We start from the raw sequence: 26,586 nt of genomic DNA, 5'->3' as shown, positions 1-26,586 counted from the left end.
CTGCTCATGGAGAAGTTCACGACGCTGACCGGGGTCGCCGCGCCGCTGCCGCTGATCAATATCGACACCGACATGATCATCCCCAAGCAGTTCCTGAAGACGATCCAGCGCACCGGGCTCGGCAAGAACCTGTTCGACGAGATGCGCTATCTCGACGACGGTTCCGAGAACCCGGACTTCGTGCTCAACAAGCCGGCCTATCGCGAGGCGCAGATCCTCGTGGCGGGCGACAATTTCGGCTGCGGTTCCTCGCGCGAGCACGCGCCCTGGGCGCTGCTGGATTTCGGCATCCGCGTGGTGATCGCGCCGAGCTTCGCCGACATCTTCTTCAACAACTGCTTCAAGAACGGCATCCTGCCGATCGCGCTGCCGCAGGAGCAGGTCGACAAGCTGATGGACGATGCCGAGCGCGGCTCCAACGCGGTGCTGACCGTGGATCTCGAGCGCCAGGTGATCAACGGGCCGGATGGCGGCGAGATCGCCTTCGAGATCGACCCCTTCCGCAAGCACTGCCTGCTGAACGGGCTCGACGATATCGGCCTCAGCCTCGAGAAGGAGGACGCCATCACCGCCTTCGAGGCCAGGCAGGCGGCGCAGGAGCCTTGGCAGGCCGGCGCCTGATCCGCCGCCTCGCGGCCGCGGCGCTGGCCCTCGTCATGGCGGCGGGCCCGGCGCACGCGGCCGACCCGCCGGTGCCGCCCCGGGCCGGAGACGCGGTGCGCGTCGCGCAGTTCAACGCCGCGATGGCGCGCAAGGGCGCGGGGGTCCTGATCCGGGACATCGCGCGCGGCGATCCGCAGGTGCTCGCCGTCGCCGAGATCATCCTCCGCGTGCGCCCGGACATCCTGCTGATCAACGAGCTCGACGCCGATCCCGAGGGCCGGGCGCTGGCGGGGTTCCGAAACCTTCTGGCGGAGGGTGTTGCGGGGCTCGACGGGCTCGACTATGCGCACGCCCATCAGGGCCCGCAGAATGTCGGCATCCCCTCGGGCCACGATCTCGACGGCGACGGACGCAGCATGGGGCCAGGCGACGCCTTCGGCTTCGGCCGCTTTCCGGGCCAGTACGCGATGGCGGTGCTGAGCCGCTTCCCGCTCGGCGCTGTGCGCAGCTTTGCGCGGCTGCGCTGGGCGGCGATGCCGGGCGCGCGGCGGCCGGTGAAGCCGGATGGCACGCCGTTCCACGCCGATGCGGCCTGGCAGGCGATGCGGCTCTCCTCGAAGGCGCACTGGATCGTGCCGGTGGCGATCGAGGGAGGCACGCTGCACCTGCTGGCGGCGCATCCCACGCCGCCGGTCTTCGACGGGCCGGAGGACCGCAACGGCCGGCGCAATGCCGACGAGATCCGGCTGATCCGCGAGATCCTCGGCGCGGGCGGCGACTGGCTGGCGGATGACACCGGCCGCCCCGGCGGGCTCGGGCCTGCCGATCTCGTGGTCGTTGCCGGCGATCTCAATGCCGATCCGGATGGCGGGGACGGCATCCGCGCCGAGATCGCGGCGCTGCTGGCCGATCCCCGGCTGCAGGACCCGGCGCCGGCGAGCCCCGGCGCTCCGGGCGGCCAGACCGCCGACTGGCCGGATGCGCCCGGCGGGCCGATCAGCCTGCGGGTGGACTATGTGCTGCCCTCGACGGGGTTCGAGGTGCTCGGCGCGGGCGTCTTCTGGCCGGGAAGGGGCGACCCGCTGGCGCGGCTGACCGGACTGCGCAAGCGCCGGCCCGCGAGCTCGGATCACCGGCTGGTCTGGGTCGATCTGCGCCCCCGCTAGGGCGGTTCAGGCGGTCACGCCATCGCCGCAGACCGGGCAGTCCTCCCGCCGCACCAGGCGGATGGTCCGGATATCGGCCACCAGCGCGTCGTAGATCAGCAGCCGGCCGAGCAGCGGCTCGCCGGCCTCGGCCAGCAGCTTCACCGCCTCCAGCGCCTGCATCGCGCCCATGACGCCGGCCAGCGCCCCGACGATCCCGGCCTCGGAGCAGGGCGGCACGAGACCCGGCTCCGGCGCCTCGGGGAAGATGCATTCGTAGCAGGGCGTGCCCGCCGCGGGATGGAACACCGAAAGCTGCCCCTCCCAGCGCCCGAGCGCCGCCGAGACCAGCGGCACGCCGCAATCGGCCGCGACCCGGTTGACGAGATAGCGGGTCTCGAAATTGTCCGACCCGTCGACGATCAGGTCGTAGTCCTCGAAGATCACCGGGGCGTTGTGCATGTCGAGCCGGGTCTCGTGGCGCCGCACGGTGACGTTCGGGTTGAGCCGGCTCACCGCATGGGCCGCGCTGGCGGTCTTGGGATGGCCGATCTCCTCGGAGGAGTGGATCACCTGGCGCTGCAGGTTGGAGAGCGAGACGGTGTCGTCGTCGACCACGCCGAGGGTGCCCACCCCCGCCGCCGCGAGATAGAGGATCGCCGGCGCACCGAGCCCGCCGGCGCCGATCACCAGCACCCGGGCGGCGCGCAGGCGCTGCTGGCCGGGGCCGCCGATCTCGTGCAGCACGATGTGGCGGGCATAGCGTTCGATTTCCTCGTCGGTGAAGTCGATGGCGGTCATCGCTCGCGCTCTCCCCGGTCCAGTCGCGTCTCGGCGGCCCGGCGCGCCCGGGCGATCAGCCGAGCGTAGCCGAGCCCCGCGAGCCCGACAATGGCAGCCACCGCCGCAATCCGCGCCGCCGCCGCCCAGTCGGCCCGCAGCAGCCTGGGCCAGAAGAAGGCGGCCAGCGCCGCGCCGAGGCCGGCCAGCCCGATGGCCCGCCCGCCGCCGCTGCGGCGCCAGAGCCGGTAGAGCCAGCGCAGCAGCAGCACGATGCCGAGCCCGAGCAGCGCCTCGTAGAGCATGACCATTCCGTGCCTCCCGCGCGGGAGACGGCGCAGCCGGCCCGGCGATCCGGTGCGCCGTCAGAGCCCGTCGAACAGCGCGGTGGAGAGGTAGCGCTCGGCGAAGGAGGGCAGGATCACCACGATCCGCTTGCCGGCCATGCCGGGCCGCTCGGCCACCTCGAGCGCCGCCGCCACCGCGGCCCCGGAGGAGATCCCCCCCGGCACGCCCTCGAGCCGCGCCAGCCGGCGGGCGGTGTCGAAGGCGGTCTCGTTGCCGATGGTCAGCACCTCGTCGATCAGGCTGCGGTCGAGATTGCCCGGCAGGAAGCCGGCGCCGATGCCCTGGATCTTGTGCGGCCCGGCATTGCCGCCGGAGATCACCGGGCTGTCCTCCGGCTCCACCGCGACGATCCGCAGGTCCGGCAGCCGCGCCTTCAGCACCGAGCCGGCGCCGGTGAGCGTGCCGCCGGTGCCGACGCCGGAGACGAAGACGTCGAGCGCGCCGCCGGTATCGGCCCAGATCTCCTCCGCCGTGGTGCGGCGGTGGATCTCCGGGTTGGCGGGGTTCTCGAACTGCTGCGGGATCGCCGAGCCCGGGGTCTCGGCGGCGATCGCCTCGGCGCGCGCGATCGCGCCCTTCATGCCGTCGGCCGCCGGGGTCAGCTCCAGCTCGGCGCCGAGCAGCGCCAGCATCTTGCGCCGCTCGAGCGACATCGAATCGGGCATCACCAGCACCAGCCGGTAGCCCTTGGCCGCCGCCGCGAATGCCAGCGCGATGCCGGTGTTGCCGGAGGTCGGCTCCACCAGCGTGGCGCCGGGGGCGATCCGGCCCGACGCCTCCAGCGCCTCGATCATGGCGACGCCGATGCGGTCCTTCACGCTGGCGAGCGGGTTGAAGAACTCGAGCTTGGCGAGGATCTCGGCCTCGACGCCGGCATCCGCCGCAAGCCGCGAGAGCCGCACCAGCGGGGTCGCGCCGATGGTGCCGGTGATGTCGTCATAGATGCGGCCCCGCGGCACGCAGCCGGCCCGTCCGGGAGAGCGGTCTTCGTCCATGGCTTGCGGGTCTCCCTGGCTCAGATGTTGAAGTCCGGCGGCGCCTTGGCGCCATGCGGGATTTCGAGCCGCTCGGCGCGGCGGCAGAGATCCTCCATGGTGATCCCGGACAGCCGCTCCAGCACCGCCTCGCGGGTCTCGTCCCAGAGCGGCCCGATCACCCGCTCGCCCAGCGGCGCCTCGGAAACCGGGTCGGTATCGGCCTCGGCGTCGAGCTGGTCGACCACGCGGACGACGTCGGCCACGGTGATCTTGCGCCGCTCGCGCGCCAGCGTATAGCCGCCCTTCGGCCCGCGCACCCCCTTCAGGATGTTCTTGTGCACCAGCGACTGCATCACCTGCTCGAGATAGCGCTGCGGGATGCCCTGGCGCTTGGTGATGTCCTTCGACTGCACCGGGTCGGGGCGCGCGTTGTAGGCGACGTCCAGCACCGCCTCGAGGGCCAGCAGGGTCTTGCGCGAAAGCCGCAGCATCAATGCGTCCCCGTCGAGCCGAAGCCGCCTTCGCCGCGCGCGGTGCCGGGCAGGCTCTCCGCCGGCACCAGGCGGGCGCGGGTCACCGGCGCGATCACCAGCTGCGCGATCCGCGTGCCATGGCTCACCCAGTAGGTCTCGAGCGAGAGATTGGTCAGCAGCACGCCGAGCTCGCCGCGATAGTCGCTGTCGATGGTGCCGGGGGCATTGGCCACCGTGACGCCGTGGCGCACCGCGAGCCCGGAGCGCGGGCGCACCTGGCCCTCATGCCCCTCGGGGATCGCGATGGCGAGGCCGGTGGGCACCAGCACCCGCCCGAGCGACGGCAGCGCGAGCCCTTCGGCGCGGTCGTCCGGCTGCAGCGAGGCGTAGAGATCCATGCCCGCCGAGCCGGCGGTCGCATAGTCCGGCAGCGGCAGGGCGGGATCGTGATGGGGCAGGCGCAGCACGGCGATCTGGAGCGTCAACGGTCGGCCTCCATGGCAGGAGCGAAGGCTGCGGCGATGCGCGCGGCGAGCCGGCGCGCCACCTCCGCCTTCGGCGCGCGCGGCCAGGTCTCGGCCCCGTCGGCGGTGATCAGCGTCACCGCGTTCTCCGCGCCGCCCATGATGCCGGTCTCCGGGCGCACGTCGTTGGCGACGATCCAGTCGCAGCCCTTGCGCAGGCGCTTGGCGGTGGCGAGCGTCACCACGTCGTCGGTCTCCGCCGCGAAGCCGACCACCAGCGACGGCCGCCGCCCGTCGGCGAGATGGGAAACGGTCTTGAGGATGTCCGGGTTCTCCGCGAGCGCCAGCGCCGGCGGGCCGCCGCCATCCTTCTTGATCTTGGAACTGGAGGCCGAGGCGACGCGCCAGTCGGCCACCGCGGCGGCGAACACCGCGGCATCCACCGGCAGGGCCTTCTCGACCGCCGCCAGCATCTCCGCCGCGCTCTCCACCGGGATCACCGTCACGCCCTCGGGCGGCGGCGTGTCGGCCGGGCCGGTGACGAAGCGCACCTCGGCGCCGAGGTCGCGCAGCGCGGCGGCGACCGCGGTGCCCTGCGCGCCGGAGGAGCGGTTGGCGATGTAGCGCACCGGGTCGATCGGCTCATGGGTCGGGCCGGAGGTCACCAGCACGCGCTTTCCGGCCAGCGGCCCCGGCACCGCCTCGCCCGGCAGCACCAGATGCGGCGGGCGCGCGGGATCGGCGAGCCGCGCCTCGATGGCGGCGAGGATCTCCGCCGGCTCCGCCATGCGGCCGGGCCCGTGCTCGCCGCAGGCCATGTCGCCCTCGTTGGGGCCGACCACGGCGACCCCGTCGCCCCTGAGCACGGCGAGGTTGCGCTGCGTCGCCGGGTGCAGCCACATCCGCAGGTTCATCGCCGGGGCGATCAGGATCGGCGTGTCGGTGGCGAGGAGCAGGGTGCTGGCCAGGTCGTCGGCCCGGCCCTGGGCCATGCGGGCCATCAGATCGGCGGTGGCCGGCGCGACGACCACCAGATCGGCGGCACGGGAGAGCTCGATATGGCCCATCTCGGCCTCGTCGGTCAGGTCGAACAGCGCCTCGTGGACCCGGTTTCCGGACAGCGCCGCGGCCGAGAGCGGGGTGACGAACTCCCGCGCCGCGCCGGTCAGCACGGGCGTGGTGCTGCCGCCGGCCTTCGCGATCAGGCGGATCAGCTCGAGCGACTTGTAGGCCGCGATGCCGCCGCCGATGATCAGGAGGATGCGCTTGGCTTGCATCGGTTGCTGGAAACCCCCGGGCCGGCTTGCCGCAATTGACGATAAAACCCAGTGCCAATCTGTATTTGATCCGACCCCCTCTGGGCAAGCTGGAAATAGCCGGTTTCACGCAAGCCGGGAATCACCGGATGGCGGGCGTGGTCCCGCATCTGCCCCGCAGGCTGAAGGCCGGGCGTCCGATCTCAGCCGAGCAGCAGCAGCCCGGCGGCAAAGCCCGCGACGCCGAGCATCACGCCGGCCAGCAGCGCCGGCCAGCGCGGCCGCGCCGGCGGCGGCGGCGGCGGCGGCGGGTGGGCGCGCCGCGTGCGCGCATCCTCGGCGAGCATCACCAGCTCCTGCGCGAGCCCCGGCAGCCGCGGCCCGAGCCGGCGCAGGATGTCGACCGTCTGGCCGACGTCGCGGACGATCTGCCGCGGCCCCATGTTGTCGCGAATCCAGGTCTCGACAACCGGCCGCGCCGCCTCCCAGATGTTGGAATGCTGATCGACCGAGCGCGCCACGCCCTCGACGACCACCATGGTCCGCTGCAGCAGGATCAGCTCGACGCGGGTCTCCATGCCGAAGCGCTCGGTGGTCTCGAAGAGATAGGCCAGCAGCCGGGCCATCGAGATCTGGCTGACATCCTGGCCGAAGATCGGCTCGCCGATCGCGCGGAGCGCCTGGGCGAACTCCTCGACGTCGCGGTCGGGCGGCACGTAGCCGGCCTCGAAATGCACCTCCGCCACGCGGCGGTAGTTCCGGGTGAGGAAGCCGAACAGGATCTCGGCATAATGGCGCCGCGTGACCGGGTCGAGCCGCCCCATGATGCCGAAATCGAAGAGGATCAGCGCGCCGTCCTCGGGGCGCACGCGCAGGTTGCCCTGGTGCATGTCGGCATGGAAATAGCCGTCCGACAGGGCATGGCGCAGGAAGACCCGGATCACCCGCGCGCCGATCTCGCGGCAGTCCAGCCCGGCGGCCTCGATCGCGGCGGGATCGAGCGGCAGCCCCTCGACCCATTCCATGGTGAGCATCCGCCGCCCGGTGCCCTCCCAGTAGATCTCCGGCACGTGGATCCGCGCCTCGCCGCGGGCATTGTCGCGATACTCGCTGGCGGCGGCGGCCTCGAGGCGCAGGTCGAGCTCGGTATGCACCACGCCTTCGAAATGCGCGACGACGTCGTGCGGCTTGAGCCGCTCGGTGCCGGGAACGATGCCCTGCACCACCCGCGCGATGAAGTAGAAGGTGCCGATGTCGCGCCGGAACTGCCGCGCCACGTTGGGCCGGAGCACCTTGACCGCGACCTTCTCGCCGCTCGGGCCCCAGCGGGCGGGGTGCACCTGGGCGATCGAGGCCGCGGCCACCGGCGGCCCCAGCTCCTCGATCAGCAGCGCCCGCTCACCGAGCTCGGCGGCGATGATCTCGCGCGCCGCCTCGATCGGGAAGGGCGGCAGCCGGTCCTGCAGGTAGCGCAGCTGCGTGGTGATCCGGTCGCCAACCACATCCGGCCGCGTCGAGAGGATCTGGCCGAACTTCACATAGGCCGGCCCCATCGCCTGGCAGGCCCGCGCCACCGGCGGCAGCGTCGGGTCGCCGCTGCGCCCGAACACGCCGAACGGCCAGGCCAGCGCGCGCAGCGCGAAGCGCGGGATGCCGCGCACCCCGAAGGCGTCGAGAATCTCGCGCATCGCGCCGGTGCGCTCGAAGGTTGCCCCGGTGCGGAGCAGCCGCCAGAGCTGCGGGATCGCCGAGATCATCAGATCCGCCAGCCCGAATGCATCGCCGCCACGCCGAGGGAGAGATTGCGGTAGGCGACCCGGTCGAAGCCGGCCGCGCGCAGCATGTCGGCGAAGCGCTCCTGGTCGGGGAAGCGGCGGATCGATTCGACGAGGTACTGGTAGGAGGCGCGGTCGCCGGTCACCGCCTCGCCCATCGCCGGGATCACCGAGAAGGAGTAGCGGTCGTAGAGGCTCCGCAGCAGCTCCGGGCTGACCTGCGAGAACTCGAGGCAGAGGAAGCGCCCGCCCGGGCGCAGCACGCGGAACGCCTCGGCCAGGGCCGCCTCGGGGCGGGTCACGTTGCGGATGCCGAAGGCGATGGTCACCGCGTCGAAGCTGCCGGCCTCGAAGGGCAGCGCCATGGCATCGCCCTCGACCCAGCGCAGGCCGCGGAAGCCGCGCGCCTCGGCCCGCCGGGCGCCCTCGGCCAGCATCTCGGCGGTGAGGTCGCAGACGGTGATCTCGGCCTCCGGCGCGCGGCGCGCGACGCGGAAGGCGATGTCTCCGGTGCCGCCCGCAAGGTCCAGAAGCGCCATGCCCCGGTGCGGCGCGAGCCAGCTGACCATCGCGTCCTTCCAGAGGCGGTGAACGCCGGCCGACATCAGGTCGTTCATCAGGTCGTAGCGCGCCGCGACCGAGGAGAACACGCCGCGCACGCGGCCCGCCTTCTCGGCCTCGGGGATGGTCTCGTAGCCGAAATGCGTGGTGCCGGCCGCATCGCCGCCGGGCCCGCGATTTCCCTGCCTGTCGTCGTCCTGCTCGATCATGGCGCGCAGCATAGCGCTCCGGCCGGAAAGGGAAATGGTGCGCGCGCAGAAAGGGCCGCGGCAGAGTGTGCCGCGGCCCGGACCCGGACGGGGAAGCCGTCAGCGGGGCAGCCGCGCCTCGATCACCGCGGCGGCGACGAGCGCAAAGATCACATGGCCCCAGAGCGCCACCCAGGTCAGCCCGCCCCAGCCGAGGAAGGCCGGGTTGCCGGCCACCAGATGCGCCATGACATAGAGGGCCAGCACCCAGAGCGCGACGCCGTAGGCCGCCGCCGGCACCGCCCAGTGCAGCCCCGGCAGCACCGCCCGGTGCAGCGGGCGCACCACCAGGAGATAGCCGAGCGGATAGGCCACCAGACCGGTCAGCATGTGCAGGCCATGGGGCAGGCCGAGCGCGCCGAGCTCCTTGCCGGGCAGGCCGGTCAGCGTGGCGAGCACCTGGCTCGCCAGCGGCACCGGCGCGAGCTTGGCGCCGAGATAGGGGCTGGCGAGCGATTTCAGCATCGGGCTCAGCACCTGGCCGAAGAGGTCGAAGGCCACGGTGGCGGCGGCACCGGCGAAGAGCACGGTGGCGATGGCATGGAGGATGGCGGCCGGGGCCGGGGATCGGCTCGGGGCTTCGGCGGGGGCGGCCGGGGCGGCGGGGACGGCGGGGGCAAGCGTCATCGGGGTCTCCTGTCTCCGGATCGGGCGGCGGGAATTGCGCGTCACGATCCGGATAAAGGTGCCGCCGCGACGGCGCTCAACGCTGTCGTAACATCGCTCGCAGGCCTGTCAGGCGGTGCGAGCGGCACGCGAGCCGGCGTGATCCGGCGGCTCAGGATTTCGGCGAGATCCGCGTCAGATGGCCCATCTTCCGCCCCGGCCGGGTCTCGGCCTTGCCATAGAGATGCAGCCCGCAGCCGTCGCCGGCCAGCGCCTCCCAGCGATCCGCCTCGTCGCCGATCAGGTTCTCCATCACCGCATCGGAATGGCGGCTGCCATCGCCGAGCGGCCAGCCCGCCACTGCGCGGATGTGCTGGGCGAACTGGTCGATCACGCAGGCCTCGATGGTCCAGTGCCCGGAATTGTGCACCCGCGGCGCGAACTCGTTGACCAGGAGCTGCCGGCCGGCGACGAAGAACTCGACGCCGATCACCCCGACATAGTCGAGCGCGTTCAGGATCCGCCCCGTGGTGAGCACCGCCTCCTGCGCGACGCCGCGCGGCACCGGGGCGGGAACGGTGGTGCGCCGCAGGATGCCCCCGTCGTGAAGGTTCATCCCCGGATCATAGGCGGCGATGGCGCCGTCGGCCCCGCGCGCCGCGATCACCGAGATCTCCGCATCGAACGCTACGAAACCCTCGAGCACGGCGGGGCTCTCGCCGATCGCGGCCCAGGCGCCGGCGGCCTCCTCGGGCGCCGAGATCCGGGCCTGCCCCTTGCCGTCATAGCCGAGCCGGCGGGTCTTCAGCACCGCGGGCGTGCCGATGCGCGCGATCGCGGCGCGGAGATCCTCCAGCGAGTCCACGGCCTGCCAGGGCGCGGTGGCGATGCCGAGCTCGGCCATGAAGCCCTTCTCGGTGGCGCGGTCCTGCGACACCGCCAGCGCGCGCTCGGGCGGATGCACCGGCGCCTTGCCGGCGAGCGCCGCCGCCGTCGCCGCCGGGACGTTCTCGAACTCGAAGGTCACCACGTCGACCGCCGCGGCGAAGCCGCCGAGCGCCGCCGCGTCGTCGAAGGCAGCACGGGTATGGGCATGGCAGACCTCCGCCGCCGGCGGCGCCGCGCCGGGGTCGTAGACATGCACGCGCAGGCCGAGCCGGGCCGCGGCGATGGCGAGCATCCGGCCGAGTTGTCCGCCGCCGAGGATGCCGATGGTGCTGCCGGGGGGCAGGGGCCTGCGCTCAGCCACGGTCGGGCTCCTCGGCGACGGCGGCGCTCTGCGCCGCGCGCCAGGCATCGAGCCGGGCCGCGACCGCGTCGTCGGTCACGGCGATCTGCGCCGCGGCGAAGAGCGCCGCATTGGCCGCCCCGGCCGGGCCGATGGCGAAGGTGCCGACCGGCACGCCCTTCGGCATCTGCACGATCGAGAGCAGGCTGTCGAGGCCCGACAGCGCCCGGCTCTCCACCGGCACGCCGAGCACCGGCACCCGGGTCTTGGCGGCGAGCATGCCCGGCAGGTGGGCGGCCCCGCCGGCGCCGGCGATGATCGCCGCGAGCCCGCGCTCCGCCGCGGTTTCGGCATAGGCGAACAGACGGTCGGGGGTGCGGTGCGCAGAGACGATGCGCACCTCATGCGCGATGCCGAACTCCTCGAGGAGCTCCGCCGCAATCTTCATGCAGGGCCAGTCCGACTGGCTTCCCATCACGATGCCGACCATCTGGGTCATGCAGTCTTCCCCCGCTCAGGCTGTCTGGTTTTCATTGTCTGGTGAATGCTGGCTGGCTGCCCCGATCAGGCGATGATGTCGGGGTAGAGCTCGTCCTCGATCCGGGTGATGCGGTCCTTCAGGGCGAGCTTGCGCTTCTTCAGCCGCTGGACCTCGAGGCTGCCGAGGCCGACCGCAACATGCTCCTCGATCTGCGCATCGAGCCGGCGATGCTCGGATCTGAGCTGCACCAGCTCGACCTTGAGCAGTTCCTGGGGGTCGTCCGGGGTCATGGCACGGCCTCGCGGCGAGTTCGTCTTCAGGGCAACATTCCGGGTCGGGCGGGTGCCTCGGTTGACACCGCCCGTTCCGGCTGCGTCCTTGTTATCCGAATTTCGGCCTGCGGGGAAATCCCCCGGCGGCCGCGCTGCGCAATTGCAGCCGGTGGCCCCTCGGCTTAGGTCATGGAGGGCGAAGGAGGCGAAGATGCTCGGCAAGATCCTGATTACATCGCTCGTGTTGCTGCTGGTCTGGGCGGTGTTCTTCCGGCGCCCGGCGAGGCGCCGGTCGCCGCCGGTGCGCCCGCTCGCGCTGGAGCGCTGCCCGCGCTGCGGGGTGCATCGGCTCGAGGGCGAGGTCTGCGAATGCGGCCGGCTCGGCGACAAGTAGGCGGGCAGGCCCGGCGCGGGCTGCCCGGGCGCGGGCGGCCGGCGTTCTCCGGGCGGATTGGGAGGTGAGAGATCATGCAGGCAACGCGGGCTCTGGTGACCGGGGCGGGGCAGCGGCTCGGGCGGGCGATAGCGCTCGATCTGGCCCGCGCCGGCTGGGATGTCGCGTTTCACCACAACAGCTCGGCCGCCGGCGCGGCGGAGGCCGCGGAGGAGGCCCGCGGGCTCGGGGTGACGGCCGTCGCGCTGCAGGCGGATCTGCTCGACGAGACGGCGGTCGCGGGGCTGGTGCCGGCCGCGGCCGAGGCGCTTGGCGGGCCGCTCGGGCTGCTGATCAACAATGCCTCGATCTTCGAGGACGACCGGGTCGGGCGGATGACGCGCGAGAGCTGGGACCGCGCGATGGAGAGCAATCTGCGCGCGCCGGTGCATCTGACCGGCGCCTTCGCCGAGCAGGCGCCGCAGGCCGCGACCGATGCCAATGGCGAGCCGGTGGCGCAGGCCGCGGTGATCAACATGATCGACCAGCGGGTGCTGAAGCCGACGCCCTTCTTCGCCTCCTACACGGTGGCCAAGGCGGGGCTCGGGATGTTCACGCGAACCTCCGCACAGGCACTTGCACCGCGGGTTCGGGTGAACGCCATCGGCCCCGGGCCGACCCTGCGCGCCACCCGGCAGTCGGAAGCGCATTTCGCCAGGCAGAGAGCGGCCTGCATCCTCGGCCGGGGCTCCGACCCGGAGGACATTCTTGCCGCGATGCGCTTCATTCTTGCCTGCAAGGCGCTTACCGGACAGATGATCGCGGTGGATGGCGGCCAGCATCTGGCCTGGCAGACACCGGATATCCAGGGCGCCTGAAGATGACCCTGCCGCACCCTGCCCCGGAGTGGTTTTCCACGCCGGCCCCCGGCTTCATCCCCCCGACACAAAAACGCCGAAAATCCAATACATTATCCTGGGGAAAGGTTTATTTTTCTGCGATTTCAACGCCTTGGCGTATTGCCTATTTTTTGGGCAATGTAACAAATTCGTTTGGGACTCAAGAGGGTGGCGCATGCCCTCACAGGTTTCCCACACGGTTGTCCACAGGTTCCGGGGACTCCTTTTCGCTTGCACTCGAACAGGGGCTCTGGCAGCCCGGCACGAATCCATGAGCGACCCGACCCGAACCGCAGACAGTCCGGCAGACGCGAACGATCCGGCGCCCGAAGAGGCCCGGACCGGGCCGGACGTGATCCGCGCCCATCTGGCGACGCTGGTGGACAAACCCGGCGTCTATCGGATGCTCGATTCGCAGGGCGCCGTGCTCTATGTCGGCAAGGCGCGCAGCCTCAGGAAGCGGGTCGCGAGCTATGCCAAGCTCGGCGGGCACAGCAACCGCATCGCCCGGATGATCATGGCCACCGCGGCGATGGAATTCATCACGACCGAGACCGAGACCGAGGCGCTGCTGCTCGAGGCCAACCTGATCAAGCGCCTCAAGCCGCGCTACAACGTGCTGCTGCGCGACGACAAGAGCTTCCCGCATATCCTGATCGAGGACGGAGACTATCCGCTGATGCGCAAGCATCGCGGCGCGCGGCGCGAGAAGGGGCGCTATTTCGGCCCCTTCGCCTCGGCCGGCGCGGTCAACCGCACGCTCAACCAGATGCAGAAGGCGTTCCTGCTGCGCACCTGCTCGGACAGCGTGTTCGAGAGCCGCACGCGCCCCTGCCTGCTGTTCCAGATCAAGCGCTGCTCGGCGCCCTGCACCGGCGAGATCTCCGCCGAGGGCTATGCCGCGCTGGTGGACGATGCCTGCCGCTTCCTCGAGGGCCGCTCGACCCGGGTGCAGAAGGAGCTCTCCGACCGGATGGCCGAGGCGAGCGCCGCGATGGCGTTCGAGCGCGCCGCGGTCTACCGCGACCGGATCCGCGCGATGACCGCGATCCAGGGGCATCAGGGCATCAACCCGCGGATCACCGCGGAGGCCGATGTGGTGGCGCTGCACCGCGAGGGCGGGCAGGCCTGCGTGCAGGTCTTTTTCTTCCGCAACCACCAGAACTGGGGCAACCGGGCCTATTATCCCCGCGTGGCGGCGGAGCACGACGAGGCGACGATCATCGAGGCCTTCCTCGGCCAGTTCTACACCGACCGGGTGCCGCCGCGGATGGTGCTGCTCTCGCATCCCTTCGAGTCGATGGGGCTGCTGGCGGAGGCGCTCGGCACGGTGGCCGGCCGGCGCGTGGTGGTGGCGGTGCCGAGCCGCGGCGAGAAGCGCGAGCTGGTCGCCCATGCCGGGAAGAACGCCCGCGAGGCGCTGGCCCGGCGGCTGGCCGAAACCTCTAGCCAGGCCCGCCTGCTCGAGGGGCTCGCCGGAGCGCTCGGCCTCGAGGCGCCGCCGCAGCGCATCGAGATCTACGACAACAGCCACATCCAAGGCGCCCATGCGGTCGGCGCGATGGTGGTGGCCGGGCCCGAGGGCTTCGCCAGGGGGCAGTACCGCAAGTTCAACATCAAGGATGCCGCGCTGACCCCGGGCGACGATTTCGGCATGATGCGCGAGGTGCTGACGCGGCGCTTCTCCCGCCTGGTGAAGGAGGACCCGGACCGCGAGGCGGGCAACTGGCCGGATCTCGTGATCATTGATGGCGGGCAGGGCCAGGTCACCGCCGCGACCGCGGTGCTGGCGGATCTCGGGATCGAGGATCTGGCGCTGGTCGGCGTCGCCAAGGGCACCGACCGCGATGCCGGCAAGGAGGTGTTCCACGCGCCGGGGCGGCGCCCCTTCGCGCTGCCCTTCCGCAGCCCGGCGCTCTATTTCGTGCAGCGCATGCGCGACGAGGCGCATCGCTTCGCCATCGGTACGCACCGGGCCAAGCGGGCAAAGGCGGCCACCGCCAACCCGCTCGACGAGATCGCCGGCATCGGGCCGGCACGCAAGCGCGCGCTGCTGGCGCATTTCGGCTCGGCCAAGGCGGTGGCGCGGGCCGGGCTGCAGGATCTGAAGGCGGTGGAGGGGATCTCCGCGGCAATGGCGGAGACGGTCTATGCGCATTTCCACGGCGACGGGTGAGCGGGCGATGATCTGGACCGTGCCGAACCTCTTGACCATGGCGCGGATCGCCGCCGCACCGGCGCTCGCGCTGGTGGTCTGGCTGGTCGATGCGCCGCTGGCCGGCCGGATCGCGCTCGGGCTGTTTCTCGCGGCCGCCCTCACCGACTTCCTCGACGGCTGGCTCGCGCGCCGGCTCGACCAGCAGTCGGCGCTCGGCGCGATGCTCGACCCGGTGGGCGACAAGGCCATGGTGACGGTGGCGCTGATCGTGCTGGCGGCCACCAGCCCGGTCGCAGATCTGCTGCTGCTGCCGGGCGCGGTGATCGTGACCCGCGAGGTGCTGGTCTCGGGCCTGCGCGAGCATCTCGCCGGAGCGCCGCTCGCGGTGACGCGGCTCGCGAAGTGGAAGACCGCGGCGCAGATGGCGGCGATCGGCGTGCTGCTCGCCGCCGAGCCGCTGGCGGCGCTGGCCGGGCCGCCGCCGGCGGGCGGTGCCGGCCCCTGGATCGACGATCTGGTCGAGGCGGCGGGCATCGGGCTGCTCTGGCTTGCCGCGGCGCTGACCCTCGTGACCGGATGGGATTACTTTCGCAAGGCGGTGGCCTATATTTCGGCCAAGGAGGAGCGCTGATGCAGATACGCTATTTCGCCTGGCTCAGGGAGCGGGTCGGGGCCGCCGCCGAGGAGGTCGATCCCGGCGAGGCGGCAACGGCCGCGGAACTGATCGAGGTGCTGCGGGCGCGGGATCCGCGATATGCCGCGGCCTTCGAGGACATCTCCGCCGTGCGCGTTGCGATCGACCAGGAGATGGCGGCGCTGGAGACCCCGATCCGCGGCGCGCGCGAGATCGCCTTCTTCCCGCCGGTTACCGGGGGCTGAGGCATGGATGCAGCGGGCAGCGGCGCGGCCTTCACGGTCTCCGTGCAGACGGCGGATTTCGACATTGGCGCGGAGATCGCCGGGCTCACCGAGGGCCGCGGCGATATCGGCGCCGTCGTCAGCTTCACCGGCCTCGTCCGCGACATTGCGCCGGAGGGCGAGATCCGCGGCATGGAGCTCGAGCACTATCCGGGCATGACCGAGAAGGCGCTGGCCGGGATCGTGGCGGAGGCCCGCGCCCGCTGGACCCTCTCCGGCGTGCGGGTGATCCACCGGGTCGGCCCGCTCGCGCCGGGCGACCGCATCGTGCTGGTGCTGGCGGCGAGCCGGCACCGCGCCGCCGCCTTCGAGGCGGCCGCCTTCCTGATGGATTTCCTGAAGACCCGCGCGCCGTTCTGGAAGAAGGAGACAGGCCGCGACGGCCAGGGCGCCTGGGTCGATGCGCGCGAGAGCGACGATCTCGCCGCCGCGCGCTGGGCCCGCTAGGCGCCCGCCGGCTCAGCCACCCTCCGACAGTGCCCGTTCGAGTTCGGCGATGCGCCGCCGGGCATTGCCCAGCCCGTCCCATGCGGCCTCCGCCTCGCGCGTCGCGCTCTCGACCAGCCGGGCCTGCTCGGCGGCATGGCTTGCCAGCTCCGCCTCGTGCGCCTCGGCCTGCGCCGTGAGCGCGGCCTCCAACTCCGCGATGCGGGCGCCGAGCGTGCGATTCGCCTCCTCCATCGCCCGCTCGGCCTCGGTGCGGGCGTGCTCGGCGGCGTCGAGCCGGGCGGTCAGATCGGCGATCCGGCTGCGATCGGAGCTGACCGCGCGCGACATCAGGCACCAGATCCAGTGCAGCAGCCATCCTGTCAGCACGGCGACGAAGAGCAGCGCGGCAAGCGTCCAGGACAGCGCTTCGGCGGTCATTCCTCGGTCCTCGCGGTTTCGTCGTCCGGGCTGTCGGCCCCGTCTTCGGGGGCGAGCGACGAGAAGGCGATGCGGCGGTTGCGCGCCCGTCCCTCCTCGGTGGCATTGCTGGCGATCGGCGAACTCTCGCCATGACCGCGAGCCACCAGGCGGCGGGGCCCGATGCCGCGGGCCAGCAGCGCCTCGCGCACCGAGTCGGCACGGGCCTGGCTCAGGCGCTGGTTGAAACCCTCGGAGCCCTGGCTGTCGGTATGGCCGCCGATCTCCAGCCGGCCCGGCGCACAGCGCCCGAGCAGCGCGGCCGCACGGTCGAGCGTCGGCGCGGTATGCGGCTCGAGCACGGCGCTGCCCGGCGCGAAGGCAAGCGGCTCGGCGGTCATCAGGGCGTTGAGCTCGGCGACGCAGCGCGCGGCCACGAGCGGGACCGCCAGCACCTGGGCGGGCAGATCGATGCGGAACGCGGTCGAGAGCGCGTAGCCCGGCGCGGCCTCGGCGAGCGCGCGGTGCAGCGTGGCGGCGGCGGCGGGCGCGGCCAGCGCCGCCTCGACCCGCAGCCGCCCGGGAAACAGCCGGACGCGGCCCGCCTCGAGATCCTCAAGCGCGATCAGCGCCGCCGCGGCGGCCTGGCGCCAGCCCTCCGGCTCGGGCGCATCGCGTGTCGCCAGGGTCGAGCGGAGCAGGCGGTTAGGGAAGCGCGCGGCGGCCAGGGTTTCGAGGGCCATGCCGGCGGCACGGTCCGGGACGATGCCGGAGAGGTCCACGCTGTCGGCGCTGACGTCATAGGCCATCCAGTAGTCGAGCAGCGGCCCCGGTTCGGGCTCGCCGGTGCGCGCGGTCGCGGCCCGGCGCCGGCCGAGCCGCGCGGTGAAGCCCGGCGGCAGCCCGGAGCGGAGATCCGCCAGCATCGCCTCGGCGGCCGAATCGGGGATCTCGGCCGGCACCTCGAGTCGGGCGAGGCGGTAATGCAGGCGGAACCGCCCTTCCTCGACCGCGCCGAGAATGCCGAGCCCGGCGGCGACGGCGCCGAGCCAGTCGCCGGGAGGGCCGCCGCCGCCATGAGGGCAGAGCGCCTCGCCGTCGCGGAAGCCGGCCTGGCGGAGGAGCCCGCGGAGCGCCGCCGCCTCCTCGGCCGTGCGCGCCGCGCAGAGCTCGAGCCGCAGCCCGCCCGCGCCCCGCTTGCTGATCGAGACCGCGAAGGGCGCGATCACCGGCGGCGGCACGCGGATGTCGAGCTCGAGCCGGAGCCCGCCGGGGGCCGCGGCCAGCAGGCGCCGGCTGAGCGCGAGGCGCTGGGCATCGGTGGCGGCCAGCCCGGTGACATGGAGCAGCCCCGGCCGCAGGATCACCCGCGCCCGCGGCACGCGCAGCACGGCCTCGGCCGCGAGATCCACCGCCAGCGGCTGCGGCGCCGGGGCCGCGCCGATGCTGGTCAGGTCCTCGATCCAGAGATCCGGCGCGCGGTTCCGGAAGGTTTCGAGCAGCGGCGCCCGCGCGGCCTCGTCCGGCAGCGTGCCAAGCAGCATCAGCTTGCCGACATCGCGGTAGAGCTCCACCCGGACCGGCGGGCGCCTGGGCGCGGGCTGCGAATGGGCGGCGGAATGGTCCTCGATCCGGGCGGCGGGCAGGGCGAGCGCCAGGGTCTCCCGCGCCAGCGCCTGGGCGTGCATGTCCGGCGCCGTCCCCCGCAGCCGCACCACCAGCCCGTCGATCTCGATCATCGGCCAGTCGAGCCGCATCGTCGCCAGCGCGGCACTGGCGCGTTCGGACATCAGGGTCTGCACATGCACCGCCGCCACCCGCCCGACCAGCACGCAGACGAGGCCGGCCGCGCCGAGCAGCCCGATCAGCAATGCAAGTCGGAGAAGCGCCATGCCGGATTTCCCAGAAGCGCCCGTTGCGGGGCGGTATCATCTCGCATGATGCTCCGACCGGGTGCAAGCCGGGCCCGGCCATGCTATGGCGAGCAACATGACGGACGCACCAGATACCCCTCGGCATCCCGCTGCCGATGTTGCGCTCGACCGGATCATCGCCCATCGCGGGGCGAGCCGGGCGGCGCCGGAGAACACGCTCGCGGCCTTCCGCGCGGCGATCGCCGCCGGGGTGCGCACGGTGGAGTTCGATGTCTCGCTGCTCGGCGACGGCACGCCGGTGCTGCATCACGACGCGGCGCTCGATCGCTGCACCGATGGCCGGGGGCCGCTGTCCGCGATCGGCGCTGCCGATCTCGCCGGGATCGATGCCGGGGCATGGTTCTCGCCGAATTTCGCCGGCGAGCGGATCCCGCAACTGGGCGAGGCGCTGGATCTTCTCGGCGGCGCCGGCCTGACCGCGAATCTCGAGATGAAGCCGCATGGCGCCGATCCCGAGCCGCTCGTGCAGGCGGTGCTGGCGGCAATGGACGCCCGGCCGGGGATGGCGGAGCGCATCGTCGTCTCCAGCTTCGATGCCGGCGCGCTCGCGGCGCTGCGGGCCCGCGCGCCGGCGCAGGCGCTGGCGATGCTCTACAAGGAACCGCCGGCGGACTGGCGGGAGCGGCTGTCGGCGCTCGGCATCGGCGCGCTGCACATGCGCCACACCGCGCTCACCCCGGAGCATCTCGCGGAGGCCCGCGCCGCCGGCATCGCGCTGCGGGTCTTCACGGTGAACGACCCGGCCGGGCTCGTGCCGCTGCGCCTGCCCGGGCTCGACGGCGTGATCACCGACGTGCCGCGGCGCTTCCTCGACGATCCGGGCTGGGCGGCCTGGGCCGGGCGCTGAGGGCGCCGCAGCCGCTCACCCGAGCCGGACGACGAGCTCCAGGAACAGCGCCGCGGTGATCGCGATCCCGATATAGACGCCGACGGGGTAGTAGACCGCCGTATCCAGCGCCTTCCACCCGGTGCTGCGGCCCTTCAGCGCCCGTCGCGCGGCCCAGAAGGCCAGCGAGCCGAGCACGCTCACCGCGACATAGATCAGCAGGAAATCCACGAGGATCGCGCCGGAGAGGAACGGCACCAGCACGATCATCAGCTTGAGATCGCCGGCGCCGATGCCGCCCTGCGCGACGTTGTAGAGCAGCAGCGAGAGCCCGAAGGCCACGGCGGCATAGCCGAGCCGCCAGAGGAAGGTCTCGAACGGCAGGCCCCAGGAGCCGGTCGCGAGGAACACCCCGAGCACCGCGAGCACCGTCCAGTTGGGGATGCGCAGGTCGCGGGTGTCGGTATAGGCGACGATGCCCATCAGCGGCACCAGCAGCGCCACTGCGGCGATGAGCGCGGGATCGCTCAGCATGGGATCAGTTCTGCACCGAGGTCTCGAGGCTCGCGAGCCGGCTGGCGGCGGCCTCGTAATGCTGCGGATGCGCGTCGACCGCGGCGGCAAAGAGCCCCTTGGCGAGCTGCGTCTTGTCCTGCCGGGCGGCGATGATCCCGAGATTGTTGAGGATGGTGGCCTTCTCCCGGTCGGTCATCGGCACGATGGGAAGCTGGAACTTGCCCTGCAGCCCGCGCGCGATCGCCAGGTTGTTCTTGGCGCTGAACAGCGTGCTGTCATAGCCGAGCGCCTTCAGGAACATCTGTTCGGCATCCTCGAGATCGCCGCGGGCCATCTTGCTGACCCCCCAGTTGTTGAACACCTTGGCCGGCTGCGAGGTCAGCAGTTCGGCCCGGGCATAGGCGCTGTCGGCGGCGTCCCAGTCCTGCCGGTTGTCGGCGAGCATGGCGGTGAGCAGGTGGCGGCGGGCGGTGTCGAGCCCCGAGGGCAGCCGTGCCTCCAGCGCCTCGGCATCGGCCCAGCGCTGCAGGCGCACCGCGACGAAGGCCTGCTCCAGATGGTCGACCGGGGTCGCCTGGCCGAGGGCGTCGAGCTCGCCATAGACCCGCATCGCCTCCGGGTAGCGGTTCGCGCGGGTATAGGCGATGGCGAGGCCGCGGCGGAAATCGGCACGCTCGGGCTCCTCCGCCGAGGCGGTCTCGAAATAGTTCACCGCCTGTTCGGCATCGCCGGCGGCGAGCAGCAGGCTGCTCAGCCCGGCATCGTCGATCACGTTCTTGGCCAGCGGATCCGGTCGACGGCTGATCGATTCAGAGCAGCCCGCCAGCGCGGCCGCGACCAGGATCAGGAGAGGCAGGCCTCTACGCATGGAGTGCTCCTTCTTGCATGACCGGGCGATGTCGGCCGCAGCATCGTTGATTTGGGATCGTCGGCCAAGCCCTCCGCGCCGTCCGGCGGGGCGGCGCCATCGGGTGCCGCCTGGCCGGTGCCCGAGGGCGGCGCCGGGAGCGATGGCTTGTCGGCCGCGGCGCCGGGCAATCCCTGCGCCTCCGGAGCCGTCGGCGCGTCCGCCTCCGCCGGGGGAACCGGCTCCGGCAAGGCAAGCGCTTCCCGGGCCGCGGGCCCGGCGGGCGCCGCCGCCGATGCCGCGCTCTCCGGGGCCGGGCCGCTCGGCGGTGTCGGTTCGCCGGCGCCTCTGGCCCGCGCCGCCAGCGCCGGGGGGATCGGCAAGGCTTCCGCGGGGCGGATCTCCAGCGTCACCGGCGGGCCATCGGCGGACGCGTCCGTCACCGCGAGCGTGACCGGCTCCGCAGGCATCTCGCCGGTTTCGGCGGTCGTGTCCTCCGGGCCGGAGGCAGGCACGGTGAGCGCCGGCAGTGCCGCCTCGACCTCCTCGATCGAGACGGGCCGGGGGGCGGGGCCGTGCCCGCCCACCGCGATGTCCGCGGCCGGGAGATCGGCCGAGTCCACGTCGGGTGCGAGCTGCATCTCGGGCGGCACCGGTTCCTCGGTCTCGCCCACCGGCATCAGCGTGTAGACCCCGCCGCCGAGGCGTTGCAGCCTGTGGGTCACCTCGATCGGCGCGCGCGGTGCGCGGGCGGCAATCGCCTTCTCGGTCGCGTTCAGGTTGGCGGCGGCGATGCCGCTGCGCCCGCTCGAGATCGCGAAGGCGGCGCGGAATGCCTGCCGGGCGGCGGCGAAATCGCCGAGCTTGTAATGCACGGCGCCGAGATTGTTCAGCGCGGTGACGGAGTTCGGCGCCAGCGCCCTCGCCCGCTCGAGATAGTCGCGCGCCTGGTGCAGCTGGCCCTGCGCCTCGAGGGCGAGCCCGGCGCCGGTCAGCGCCCTGGCCGGATCGCCGCCGGCGCCGAGCGCGCTGATGAACCGCCTGTAGGCCATGGCCGGCTCGCCGGTGCGCAGGAGCAGCGTGCCCTCCTGGAGCAACTTGTCGGGGCCGGCCGGCGACGGGCCGCCGACGGGGGCGAGCGGCCCCTGCATGCAGGCGCCGAGCCCGAGCAGGAGAAGCGCTGCGCCCATTGCTGGCAGCGCCCGGCGGGTCATCGGGACAGGCCGCTCAGCGCCCGGATGATCTGGATGATGGACGGCCCGATCAGGATCAGGATCAGCGGCGGCACGGTGAACATCATGGTGCCGAGGGTGAGCTTCGTCGGCAGCACGTTGGCCTTCTCCTCGGCGCGCATCAGGCGCTTGTCGCGCATCTCGGAGGCATAGACCCGCAGCGCTTCGGAGATCGAGGTGCCGAAGGCGGTCGACTGGATCAGCACGGTGACGAAGGAGCTGATGTCGTTGACCGCGCAGCGCGCCGCGAAGTCGCGCAGCACCGCGATGCGGTCCTTGCCGGCGCGGAACTCGTAGGAGACGATCTGCAGTTCCTCGGCCAGCGGGCCGGAGGCGGTCTCCATCTCCTTGCCGACCCGGGCCATCGCCTGCTCGAGCGACTGGCCGCCCTCGATGCAGACAAGCATCATGTCCATCGCGTCCGGGAAGGCGTTGGCGATCTCCTCGCGGCGGCTCTGGATCTGCCGCTCGACCCAGTAGACCGGCAGGAAATAGCCCATCAGGCCGAAGGCGACCGAGAGGGTGATGGAGACGACGGTGTTGGGGTCCTTCGGCACGACGAAGAGGAAGAACATGCCGAAGCAGAACAACCCGATCCCGAGCGCCGCGCGGGCGAAGAAATAGACCCGGACCGCGGCACGGTCCTTGTAGCCGGCGGAGGCGAGCTTGGCCCGGGTGTCCGAGAGCTCCTCGGTATCGGTCGGTTCCAGATACTGCTCGAAGCCGCGCAGCGCGCCCGAATCCCGGTCGGTGCGCAGGGTCGCGAGCTCGATGTCGCGCCGGTCGTCGGCGGTGCCGAGCCGATCCACCGGATCGCGCTGGCGCCGCAGCACGAAGGGCAACGCCACCAGCGCGAGCACCATGCCCAGCGCCGCGATCGCGTAGAACGGGCCGGACGGGCCGAAATTCTCGATCAGATAGTTCCAGAATCCCTCGACGAAGCCCGGTGTGCTCAACAGCGCCGCCCCGGCCTCGCCCGCATCCGCCGCCCCTGCCGCGCCCGCCTGTGCGGCGCCCGCATCGGTCTCAGCCATCGCTCATCTGCCTCCCATGGCTCAGACCTTGATGTTCACGAGAATCCGCATGAAAATTACGTTTACGACAAGCAGGATGAAGGTCAGGATCGCACCGGGCAGGAACAGGGCGTGATCCGAGACATCATCGTAATAGGTGGGCTGTACCACCTGAACCATCAGCAGCGCCAGTATCGGGAAGATCGAAAGGAACCAGCCGGACCAGCGCGCCTCGGCAGTGATCGCCCGCACCTTGCGGAACAGCTTGAAGCGCGCCCGGATCACCTTGGACAGGCCCTCGAGCACCTCCGCGAGGTTGCCGCCGGAGGTGGACTGGATGTTCATCGCGATGGCCAGGAAGCGCAGATCCGCCACCGGCATCCGGTCGGCGGTGCGCTCGAGCGCCTTGTTGATGTCCATGCCATAGGTCGCCTCGTCCGCCACCAGGCCGAACTCTGTGCCGAGCGGGTCGGGCATCTCGCGGGCGACGATGCCGACCGAGGCGGTCATCGGATGGCCGACGCGCAGGGACCGCACCATCAGGTCGAGCGCGTCCGGCAGCTGCTCCTCGAAGAGCTTGATCCGCTTGCGCGCCTTGTCGCGCAGCCAGAGATAGAGCGAGCCGTAGCCGAGCATCAGCGCCACGACGATCTTCACCTGCAGCACCGCGCCGGTGAACACCGAGAGCAGGAAGAAGCTCAGGCCGATCAGCCCGACCAGCGCAACGGTCATCGAGACCGGGGTCATGGAGATGCTCGCCTGCCGCGCCTGATCGAGCAGCACGCCGATCACCGGCAGCTTGCGCACCCGCTCCGAGCCCTCGCGCTCGGCCCGGAGGATGGTGAGCACCTCCTCGGTGTCCTTGCCGTCCTGCAGCAGGGTGAGCCGCCGGTTGACCTTCTTCTCACGCTTGAGGGTCTTGCCGTAGACGATCAGGTAGACGCCTTCGACGATCGCGATGACACCGACGAAGATCAGTCCGTAGATCAGCGGTTGGAACAGCATGTGACCTCCCGAACGGCTCAGATATCCGGACGGAACAGCGTGGCGGGCAATTCGTAGCCCCACTGCTTGAACCGGTCCGCATATTGCGAGCGGATGCCCGTTGCCACGAACTTGCCACGAATCCTACCTTCGCTGTCCACCCCATGTCGCTCGAATTTGAAGATCTCCTGCATGGTGACGATGTCGCCCTCCATGCCGACGACCTCCGAGATCGAGACCATCCGCCGCGCGCCGTCGGACATGCGGCTGACCTGCACGATGAGGTTGAGCGCGGAGGCGATATTGGCCCGCAGCGCCTTCAGTGGCAGCTCGACGCCGGACATGCCCACCATGTTCTCGATGCGGGCGAGGCTGTCGCGCGGGCTGTTGGCGTGGATCGTGGTCATCGAGCCGTCATGGCCGGTGTTCATGGCCTGCAGCATGTCGATGACCTCCTCGCCGCGGGTCTCGCCGACGATGATCCGGTCCGGGCGCATCCTGAGCGCGTTCTTCAGCAGGTCGCGCTGGGTGACGGCGCCGGTGCCCTCGATGTTGGCCGGGCGGCTCTCCAGCCGGCCGACATGCTCCTGCTGGAGCTGAAGCTCGGCGGTGTCCTCGATGGTGAGGATGCGCTCGTCGTTGGAGATGAAGGAGGACAGGGCGTTGAGGTTGGTGGTCTTGCCCGAGCCGGTGCCGCCGGAGACCAGGACGTTGAGCCGGGTGCGCACGCAGGCATGCAGGAACAGCGCCATCTCCTCGGAGAAGGCGCCGTTGGAGATCAGCTTCTCCACGGTCAGCGGCTTCTTCGAGAACTTCCTGATCGAGAGCAGCGGGCCATCGACCGCGCAGGGCGGCACGATGGCGTTGACGCGGCTGCCGTCGGCGAGGCGGGCATCGACCCAGGGCTGGCTCTCGTCGACCCGCCGGCCGACCGCGGAGACGATCTTGTTGATGATCCGCATCAGGTGGTGGCCGTCCTTGAACTGGACGTCCGTCTTCACCAGCTTGCCGCCGCGCTCGACATAGCACTGCTCGTGGGTGTTCACGAGGATGTCGGTCACGGTGTCGTCGGCGAGCAGCGGCTCGAGCGGGCCGAGGCCGACGGTCTCGTGAACCAGGTTCTCGATGAGCTGCTCGAACTCGGTCTTGTTGAGCACGATGTCCGAGTCGGCGAGATGCTCGCGGGAGATGTCGGCGATCTCCGCCTTGAGCTCGGAGAGCGGCACCTTCTCGATGGCGGAGAGGTTGAGCGTGTCGAGCAGCACGCCGTGCAGCTCCACCCGAAGGCCGAGGAGACGGTTGCGGCGCTTGGCCTCGGCCTCGTCGATCTGCGGCGACGCTTCGCGCTTGGTGGCGAGGGCGAAGCGGTTCGGCTTCTGCTCCGCCAGCTCGGAGCCCGGATGGCCGCCCTGCTGGACCGGCAGCTCCACCCCGAGGCGCTTGGCATCCTGCTCCGGCGAATGCGGACGCTCCGGACGGCGCATGATCGAGGCGCGCGACTGCTCCGCCTTCTCGTCCTTCTCGGTTCTAATCCGTCGAAACATCTCTACGCCTCGCGCTCACATCTTCCATGGCGGGTCATCCCGAGCTGGCGGCCTTGGTGGCATCCTCGGTCGCGACGCGCTGCGCGATGCGCAGCACCTCCTTGCGCACGGGGTTCGATTTGGCGATCTCGGCGAGCGGGATGCCCTGATCGCAGGCATTGACGACGGCCTTGCCGCCATCGGGGATCTGGTGGCCGAGGGTGATGCCGAGGCTCTCGGCCACGCGCTTGACCCGGGCCTTGCCGGTGAGATCGGTCATGCCGGGCGAGCGGTTGAGCACGAAGACCAGCTTCGCGAGATCCATGCTCTCCGCCTTGAGGGTGCGCAGGAAGCGGAACATGTTCTGCGCCGAGCGCATGTCGATCTCCATCACCGCGAAGAAATCGTCGGAGATCGTGTAGACCGGCTCCGACCAGTTCATCAGCGCCTGCGGCATGTCGATGATGACATAGTCGAAGGCTTCGCGGGCGAGGTTGATGATCGCCTTCACGTCGGTGGGGGTGACGATGTCGAGCGGCAGCGCGTCGCGCGGCGCGGTCAGCACCCAGAGCTTGTCCTGATAGGTCGAGAGCGCCTGGGCAAGGCCGGTCTGGTCGAAGCTCGAGGCTTCGGAGACCAGCTCGTAGACCGCCTCGCGCCGCGGCACGTCGAGGAAGGTCGCGACCGAGCCGTACTGGAAGTTGAAATCCAGCAGCGCCACCTTCCGGCCCTGCTTGCGCACCAGCGTCGCGAGCTCCCAGGCGAGGTTGACCGCGATGGTGCTCGCGCCGACGCCGCCGGCGACGCCATAGACCGTGAGGACCTTGCCGCGGCGCTGCAGCGCGCTGGTGGTCAGGCCGACGCCGCTCTGGTTGCCCGAGGCGCGCACGAAGCGCAGGCGCTCGATCGCCTCGGTCAGCGCGCCCTCGGGCTCGGGGTAGGGGGCGAAATCGGCGACGCCTTCCTTCAGCAGCATGTGCATGCTGCGCGACGAGATCTCGCCGACGATCAGCAGCACGAGCAGCCCGGCATCCCGCGCCTTGCGGATCAGCGCCGCGATGCCCTCGATCGCCTGCGGCATGTCGGCCGAGGCGGTGACGATCGCGATCGAGGTGTTGCCTCCGAGCTGTGCCAGCGCCTGGTCGGCCGATGTGTTGCTCACCTCGACCCATTGATCGACGCCGAACTCGTTGTCGAGTTCCTCCGCCAGCGTATCGATTTCGGGGAAACCGTCCGCGAATACCAACGCCTCGGGTGCGGAGCCAAGCGACGAGTCCCGTCGGATCGAGAGGGCCATTCC

Annotated in this window: 30 protein-coding genes; 9 read left to right on the top strand and 21 right to left on the bottom strand. The window is 71.4% G+C overall.

From position 1 onward, the window contains the following. Positions 1 to 6: 6 nt before the first annotated feature. Positions 7 to 621, top strand: coding sequence for a 3-isopropylmalate dehydratase small subunit (gene leuD / locus QSJ97_RS10745; protein ID WP_285671756.1), 615 nt, complete (start codon positions 7 to 9; stop codon positions 619 to 621). Continuing rightward, positions 603 to 1,769, top strand: a complete 1,167-nt coding sequence (locus tag QSJ97_RS10740; protein WP_285671755.1) for an endonuclease/exonuclease/phosphatase family protein — start codon at positions 603 to 605, stop codon at positions 1,767 to 1,769. The genes leuD and QSJ97_RS10740 overlap by 19 nt, the downstream gene beginning before the upstream one ends. Before the next feature lie 6 nt (positions 1,770 to 1,775). Here the strand turns inward: QSJ97_RS10740 and QSJ97_RS10735 are convergent, their stop codons facing one another. From QSJ97_RS10735 to QSJ97_RS10680, 12 genes are all read right to left on the bottom strand, one after another. Next, positions 1,776 to 2,549 (bottom strand): HesA/MoeB/ThiF family protein, encoded by a 774-nt coding sequence (locus QSJ97_RS10735; RefSeq protein ID WP_434220908.1) that lies wholly within the window; start codon positions 2,547 to 2,549, stop codon positions 1,776 to 1,778. Further along, complete coding sequence (locus QSJ97_RS10730; protein WP_285671754.1) at positions 2,546 to 2,839, bottom strand: hypothetical protein; 294 nt, start codon at positions 2,837 to 2,839, stop codon at positions 2,546 to 2,548. Before QSJ97_RS10730 ends, QSJ97_RS10735 begins: the two co-directional genes overlap by 4 nt. A gap of 54 nt (positions 2,840 to 2,893) precedes the next feature. After that, positions 2,894 to 3,871, bottom strand: a complete 978-nt coding sequence (cysK, locus tag QSJ97_RS10725; RefSeq protein WP_285671753.1) for a cysteine synthase A — start codon at positions 3,869 to 3,871, stop codon at positions 2,894 to 2,896. A gap of 20 nt (positions 3,872 to 3,891) precedes the next feature. Then, a complete protein-coding gene (locus tag QSJ97_RS10720; RefSeq protein WP_285671752.1) occupies positions 3,892 to 4,344 on the bottom strand; it encodes an RrF2 family transcriptional regulator in 453 nt (150 codons plus the stop codon). After that, on the bottom strand, positions 4,344 to 4,811 hold the full coding sequence (dut, locus tag QSJ97_RS10715; RefSeq protein WP_285671751.1) for a dUTP diphosphatase: 468 nt from the start codon (positions 4,809 to 4,811) through the stop codon (positions 4,344 to 4,346). Before dut ends, QSJ97_RS10720 begins: the two co-directional genes overlap by 1 nt. Further along, the gene (gene coaBC, locus QSJ97_RS10710) at positions 4,808 to 6,067 is read right to left on the bottom strand and encodes a bifunctional phosphopantothenoylcysteine decarboxylase/phosphopantothenate--cysteine ligase CoaBC (RefSeq protein ID WP_285671750.1); all 1,260 of its coding nucleotides are present in this window, start codon (positions 6,065 to 6,067) and stop codon (positions 4,808 to 4,810) included. Before coaBC ends, dut begins: the two co-directional genes overlap by 4 nt. Positions 6,068 to 6,249: 182 nt before the next feature. Next, positions 6,250 to 7,803, bottom strand: coding sequence for an AarF/UbiB family protein (locus tag QSJ97_RS10705; protein WP_285671749.1), 1,554 nt, complete (start codon positions 7,801 to 7,803; stop codon positions 6,250 to 6,252). Continuing rightward, positions 7,803 to 8,591 (bottom strand): bifunctional demethylmenaquinone methyltransferase/2-methoxy-6-polyprenyl-1,4-benzoquinol methylase UbiE, encoded by a 789-nt coding sequence (gene ubiE / locus QSJ97_RS10700; protein ID WP_285671773.1) that lies wholly within the window; start codon positions 8,589 to 8,591, stop codon positions 7,803 to 7,805. The genes QSJ97_RS10705 and ubiE overlap by 1 nt, the downstream gene beginning before the upstream one ends. A gap of 99 nt (positions 8,592 to 8,690) precedes the next feature. Continuing rightward, positions 8,691 to 9,257, bottom strand: coding sequence for a hypothetical protein (locus QSJ97_RS10695; RefSeq protein WP_285671748.1), 567 nt, complete (start codon positions 9,255 to 9,257; stop codon positions 8,691 to 8,693). A gap of 151 nt (positions 9,258 to 9,408) precedes the next feature. Beyond that, the gene (locus QSJ97_RS10690) at positions 9,409 to 10,485 is read right to left on the bottom strand and encodes a 5-(carboxyamino)imidazole ribonucleotide synthase (protein WP_285671747.1); all 1,077 of its coding nucleotides are present in this window, start codon (positions 10,483 to 10,485) and stop codon (positions 9,409 to 9,411) included. Further along, positions 10,478 to 10,963 carry a 5-(carboxyamino)imidazole ribonucleotide mutase gene (gene purE, locus QSJ97_RS10685; protein WP_285671746.1) on the bottom strand — a complete coding sequence of 162 codons (486 nt, stop codon included), beginning with the start codon at positions 10,961 to 10,963 and terminating at the stop codon, positions 10,478 to 10,480. The genes QSJ97_RS10690 and purE overlap by 8 nt, the downstream gene beginning before the upstream one ends. A gap of 65 nt (positions 10,964 to 11,028) precedes the next feature. Beyond that, positions 11,029 to 11,235 carry a YdcH family protein gene (locus tag QSJ97_RS10680; RefSeq protein ID WP_285671745.1) on the bottom strand — a complete coding sequence of 69 codons (207 nt, stop codon included), beginning with the start codon at positions 11,233 to 11,235 and terminating at the stop codon, positions 11,029 to 11,031. A 193-nt stretch (positions 11,236 to 11,428) separates the two neighbouring features. Here QSJ97_RS10680 and QSJ97_RS10675 point away from each other — a divergent pair, with 193 nt between their 5' ends. The 6 genes from QSJ97_RS10675 (at position 11,429) to moaE (ending at position 16,012) form a co-directional block, all read left to right on the top strand. Continuing rightward, positions 11,429 to 11,611: a hypothetical protein gene (locus tag QSJ97_RS10675; RefSeq protein WP_285671744.1), complete on the top strand. Its 183-nt coding sequence runs from the start codon at positions 11,429 to 11,431 to the stop codon at positions 11,609 to 11,611. Between the two features lie 74 nt (positions 11,612 to 11,685). Next, positions 11,686 to 12,468: an SDR family oxidoreductase gene (locus tag QSJ97_RS10670; protein WP_285671743.1), complete on the top strand. Its 783-nt coding sequence runs from the start codon at positions 11,686 to 11,688 to the stop codon at positions 12,466 to 12,468. 292 nt (positions 12,469 to 12,760) lie between these two features. Next, on the top strand, positions 12,761 to 14,665 hold the full coding sequence (gene uvrC / locus QSJ97_RS10665; RefSeq protein WP_285671742.1) for an excinuclease ABC subunit UvrC: 1,905 nt from the start codon (positions 12,761 to 12,763) through the stop codon (positions 14,663 to 14,665). Beyond that, the gene (gene pgsA, locus QSJ97_RS10660; protein ID WP_352231073.1) at positions 14,640 to 15,278 is read left to right on the top strand and encodes a CDP-diacylglycerol--glycerol-3-phosphate 3-phosphatidyltransferase; all 639 of its coding nucleotides are present in this window, start codon (positions 14,640 to 14,642) and stop codon (positions 15,276 to 15,278) included. Before uvrC ends, pgsA begins: the two co-directional genes overlap by 26 nt. Continuing rightward, complete coding sequence (moaD, locus tag QSJ97_RS10655; RefSeq protein ID WP_285671741.1) at positions 15,278 to 15,526, top strand: molybdopterin converting factor subunit 1; 249 nt, start codon at positions 15,278 to 15,280, stop codon at positions 15,524 to 15,526. The genes pgsA and moaD overlap by 1 nt, the downstream gene beginning before the upstream one ends. Before the next feature lie 3 nt (positions 15,527 to 15,529). Further along, complete coding sequence (gene moaE, locus QSJ97_RS10650) at positions 15,530 to 16,012, top strand: molybdopterin synthase catalytic subunit MoaE (protein ID WP_285671740.1); 483 nt, start codon at positions 15,530 to 15,532, stop codon at positions 16,010 to 16,012. Positions 16,013 to 16,024: 12 nt separating this feature from the next. Here moaE and QSJ97_RS10645 read toward each other — a convergent pair whose 3' ends face one another. Then, positions 16,025 to 16,432, bottom strand: coding sequence for a hypothetical protein (locus tag QSJ97_RS10645; protein WP_285671739.1), 408 nt, complete (start codon positions 16,430 to 16,432; stop codon positions 16,025 to 16,027). Then, the gene (locus QSJ97_RS10640) at positions 16,429 to 18,303 is read right to left on the bottom strand and encodes an OmpA family protein (RefSeq protein WP_285671738.1); all 1,875 of its coding nucleotides are present in this window, start codon (positions 18,301 to 18,303) and stop codon (positions 16,429 to 16,431) included. Before QSJ97_RS10640 ends, QSJ97_RS10645 begins: the two co-directional genes overlap by 4 nt. 97 nt (positions 18,304 to 18,400) lie before the next feature. Here QSJ97_RS10640 and QSJ97_RS10635 point away from each other — a divergent pair, with 97 nt between their 5' ends. Beyond that, positions 18,401 to 19,192, top strand: coding sequence for a glycerophosphodiester phosphodiesterase family protein (locus tag QSJ97_RS10635; RefSeq protein ID WP_285671737.1), 792 nt, complete (start codon positions 18,401 to 18,403; stop codon positions 19,190 to 19,192). A gap of 15 nt (positions 19,193 to 19,207) precedes the next feature. Here QSJ97_RS10635 and QSJ97_RS10630 read toward each other — a convergent pair whose 3' ends face one another. From QSJ97_RS10630 to QSJ97_RS10600, 7 genes are read right to left on the bottom strand one after another with little or no spacing between them, the layout of a single operon-like run. Next, on the bottom strand, positions 19,208 to 19,705 hold the full coding sequence (locus tag QSJ97_RS10630) for a prepilin peptidase (protein WP_285671735.1): 498 nt from the start codon (positions 19,703 to 19,705) through the stop codon (positions 19,208 to 19,210). A gap of 4 nt (positions 19,706 to 19,709) precedes the next feature. Beyond that, positions 19,710 to 20,555, bottom strand: a complete 846-nt coding sequence (locus tag QSJ97_RS10625) for a tetratricopeptide repeat protein (protein WP_285671734.1) — start codon at positions 20,553 to 20,555, stop codon at positions 19,710 to 19,712. Further along, on the bottom strand, positions 20,531 to 21,724 hold the full coding sequence (locus QSJ97_RS10620) for a tetratricopeptide repeat protein (protein ID WP_285671733.1): 1,194 nt from the start codon (positions 21,722 to 21,724) through the stop codon (positions 20,531 to 20,533). Before QSJ97_RS10620 ends, QSJ97_RS10625 begins: the two co-directional genes overlap by 25 nt. Positions 21,725 to 21,744: 20 nt before the next feature. Beyond that, positions 21,745 to 22,800, bottom strand: a complete 1,056-nt coding sequence (locus QSJ97_RS10615; protein WP_285671731.1) for a type II secretion system F family protein — start codon at positions 22,798 to 22,800, stop codon at positions 21,745 to 21,747. 21 nt (positions 22,801 to 22,821) lie between these two features. Continuing rightward, positions 22,822 to 23,784 carry a type II secretion system F family protein gene (locus tag QSJ97_RS10610; protein ID WP_285671730.1) on the bottom strand — a complete coding sequence of 321 codons (963 nt, stop codon included), beginning with the start codon at positions 23,782 to 23,784 and terminating at the stop codon, positions 22,822 to 22,824. A 17-nt stretch (positions 23,785 to 23,801) separates the two neighbouring features. After that, a complete protein-coding gene (locus QSJ97_RS10605) occupies positions 23,802 to 25,307 on the bottom strand; it encodes a TadA family conjugal transfer-associated ATPase (RefSeq protein ID WP_285671729.1) in 1,506 nt (501 codons plus the stop codon). 34 nt (positions 25,308 to 25,341) lie between these two features. After that, a complete protein-coding gene (locus QSJ97_RS10600) occupies positions 25,342 to 26,583 on the bottom strand; it encodes a CpaE/TadZ family protein (protein WP_285671728.1) in 1,242 nt (413 codons plus the stop codon). Positions 26,584 to 26,586: the final 3 nt, after the last annotated feature.

The sequence above is a fragment of the Paralimibaculum aggregatum genome (genome assembly GCF_030270585.1).
GTDB classification, from domain to species: Bacteria; Pseudomonadota; Alphaproteobacteria; order Rhodobacterales; family Rhodobacteraceae; genus Thermohalobaculum; species Thermohalobaculum aggregatum.
Note: the sequence above shows the minus strand (reverse complement) of the source record. Positions and strands in the feature narration are given on the sequence as shown.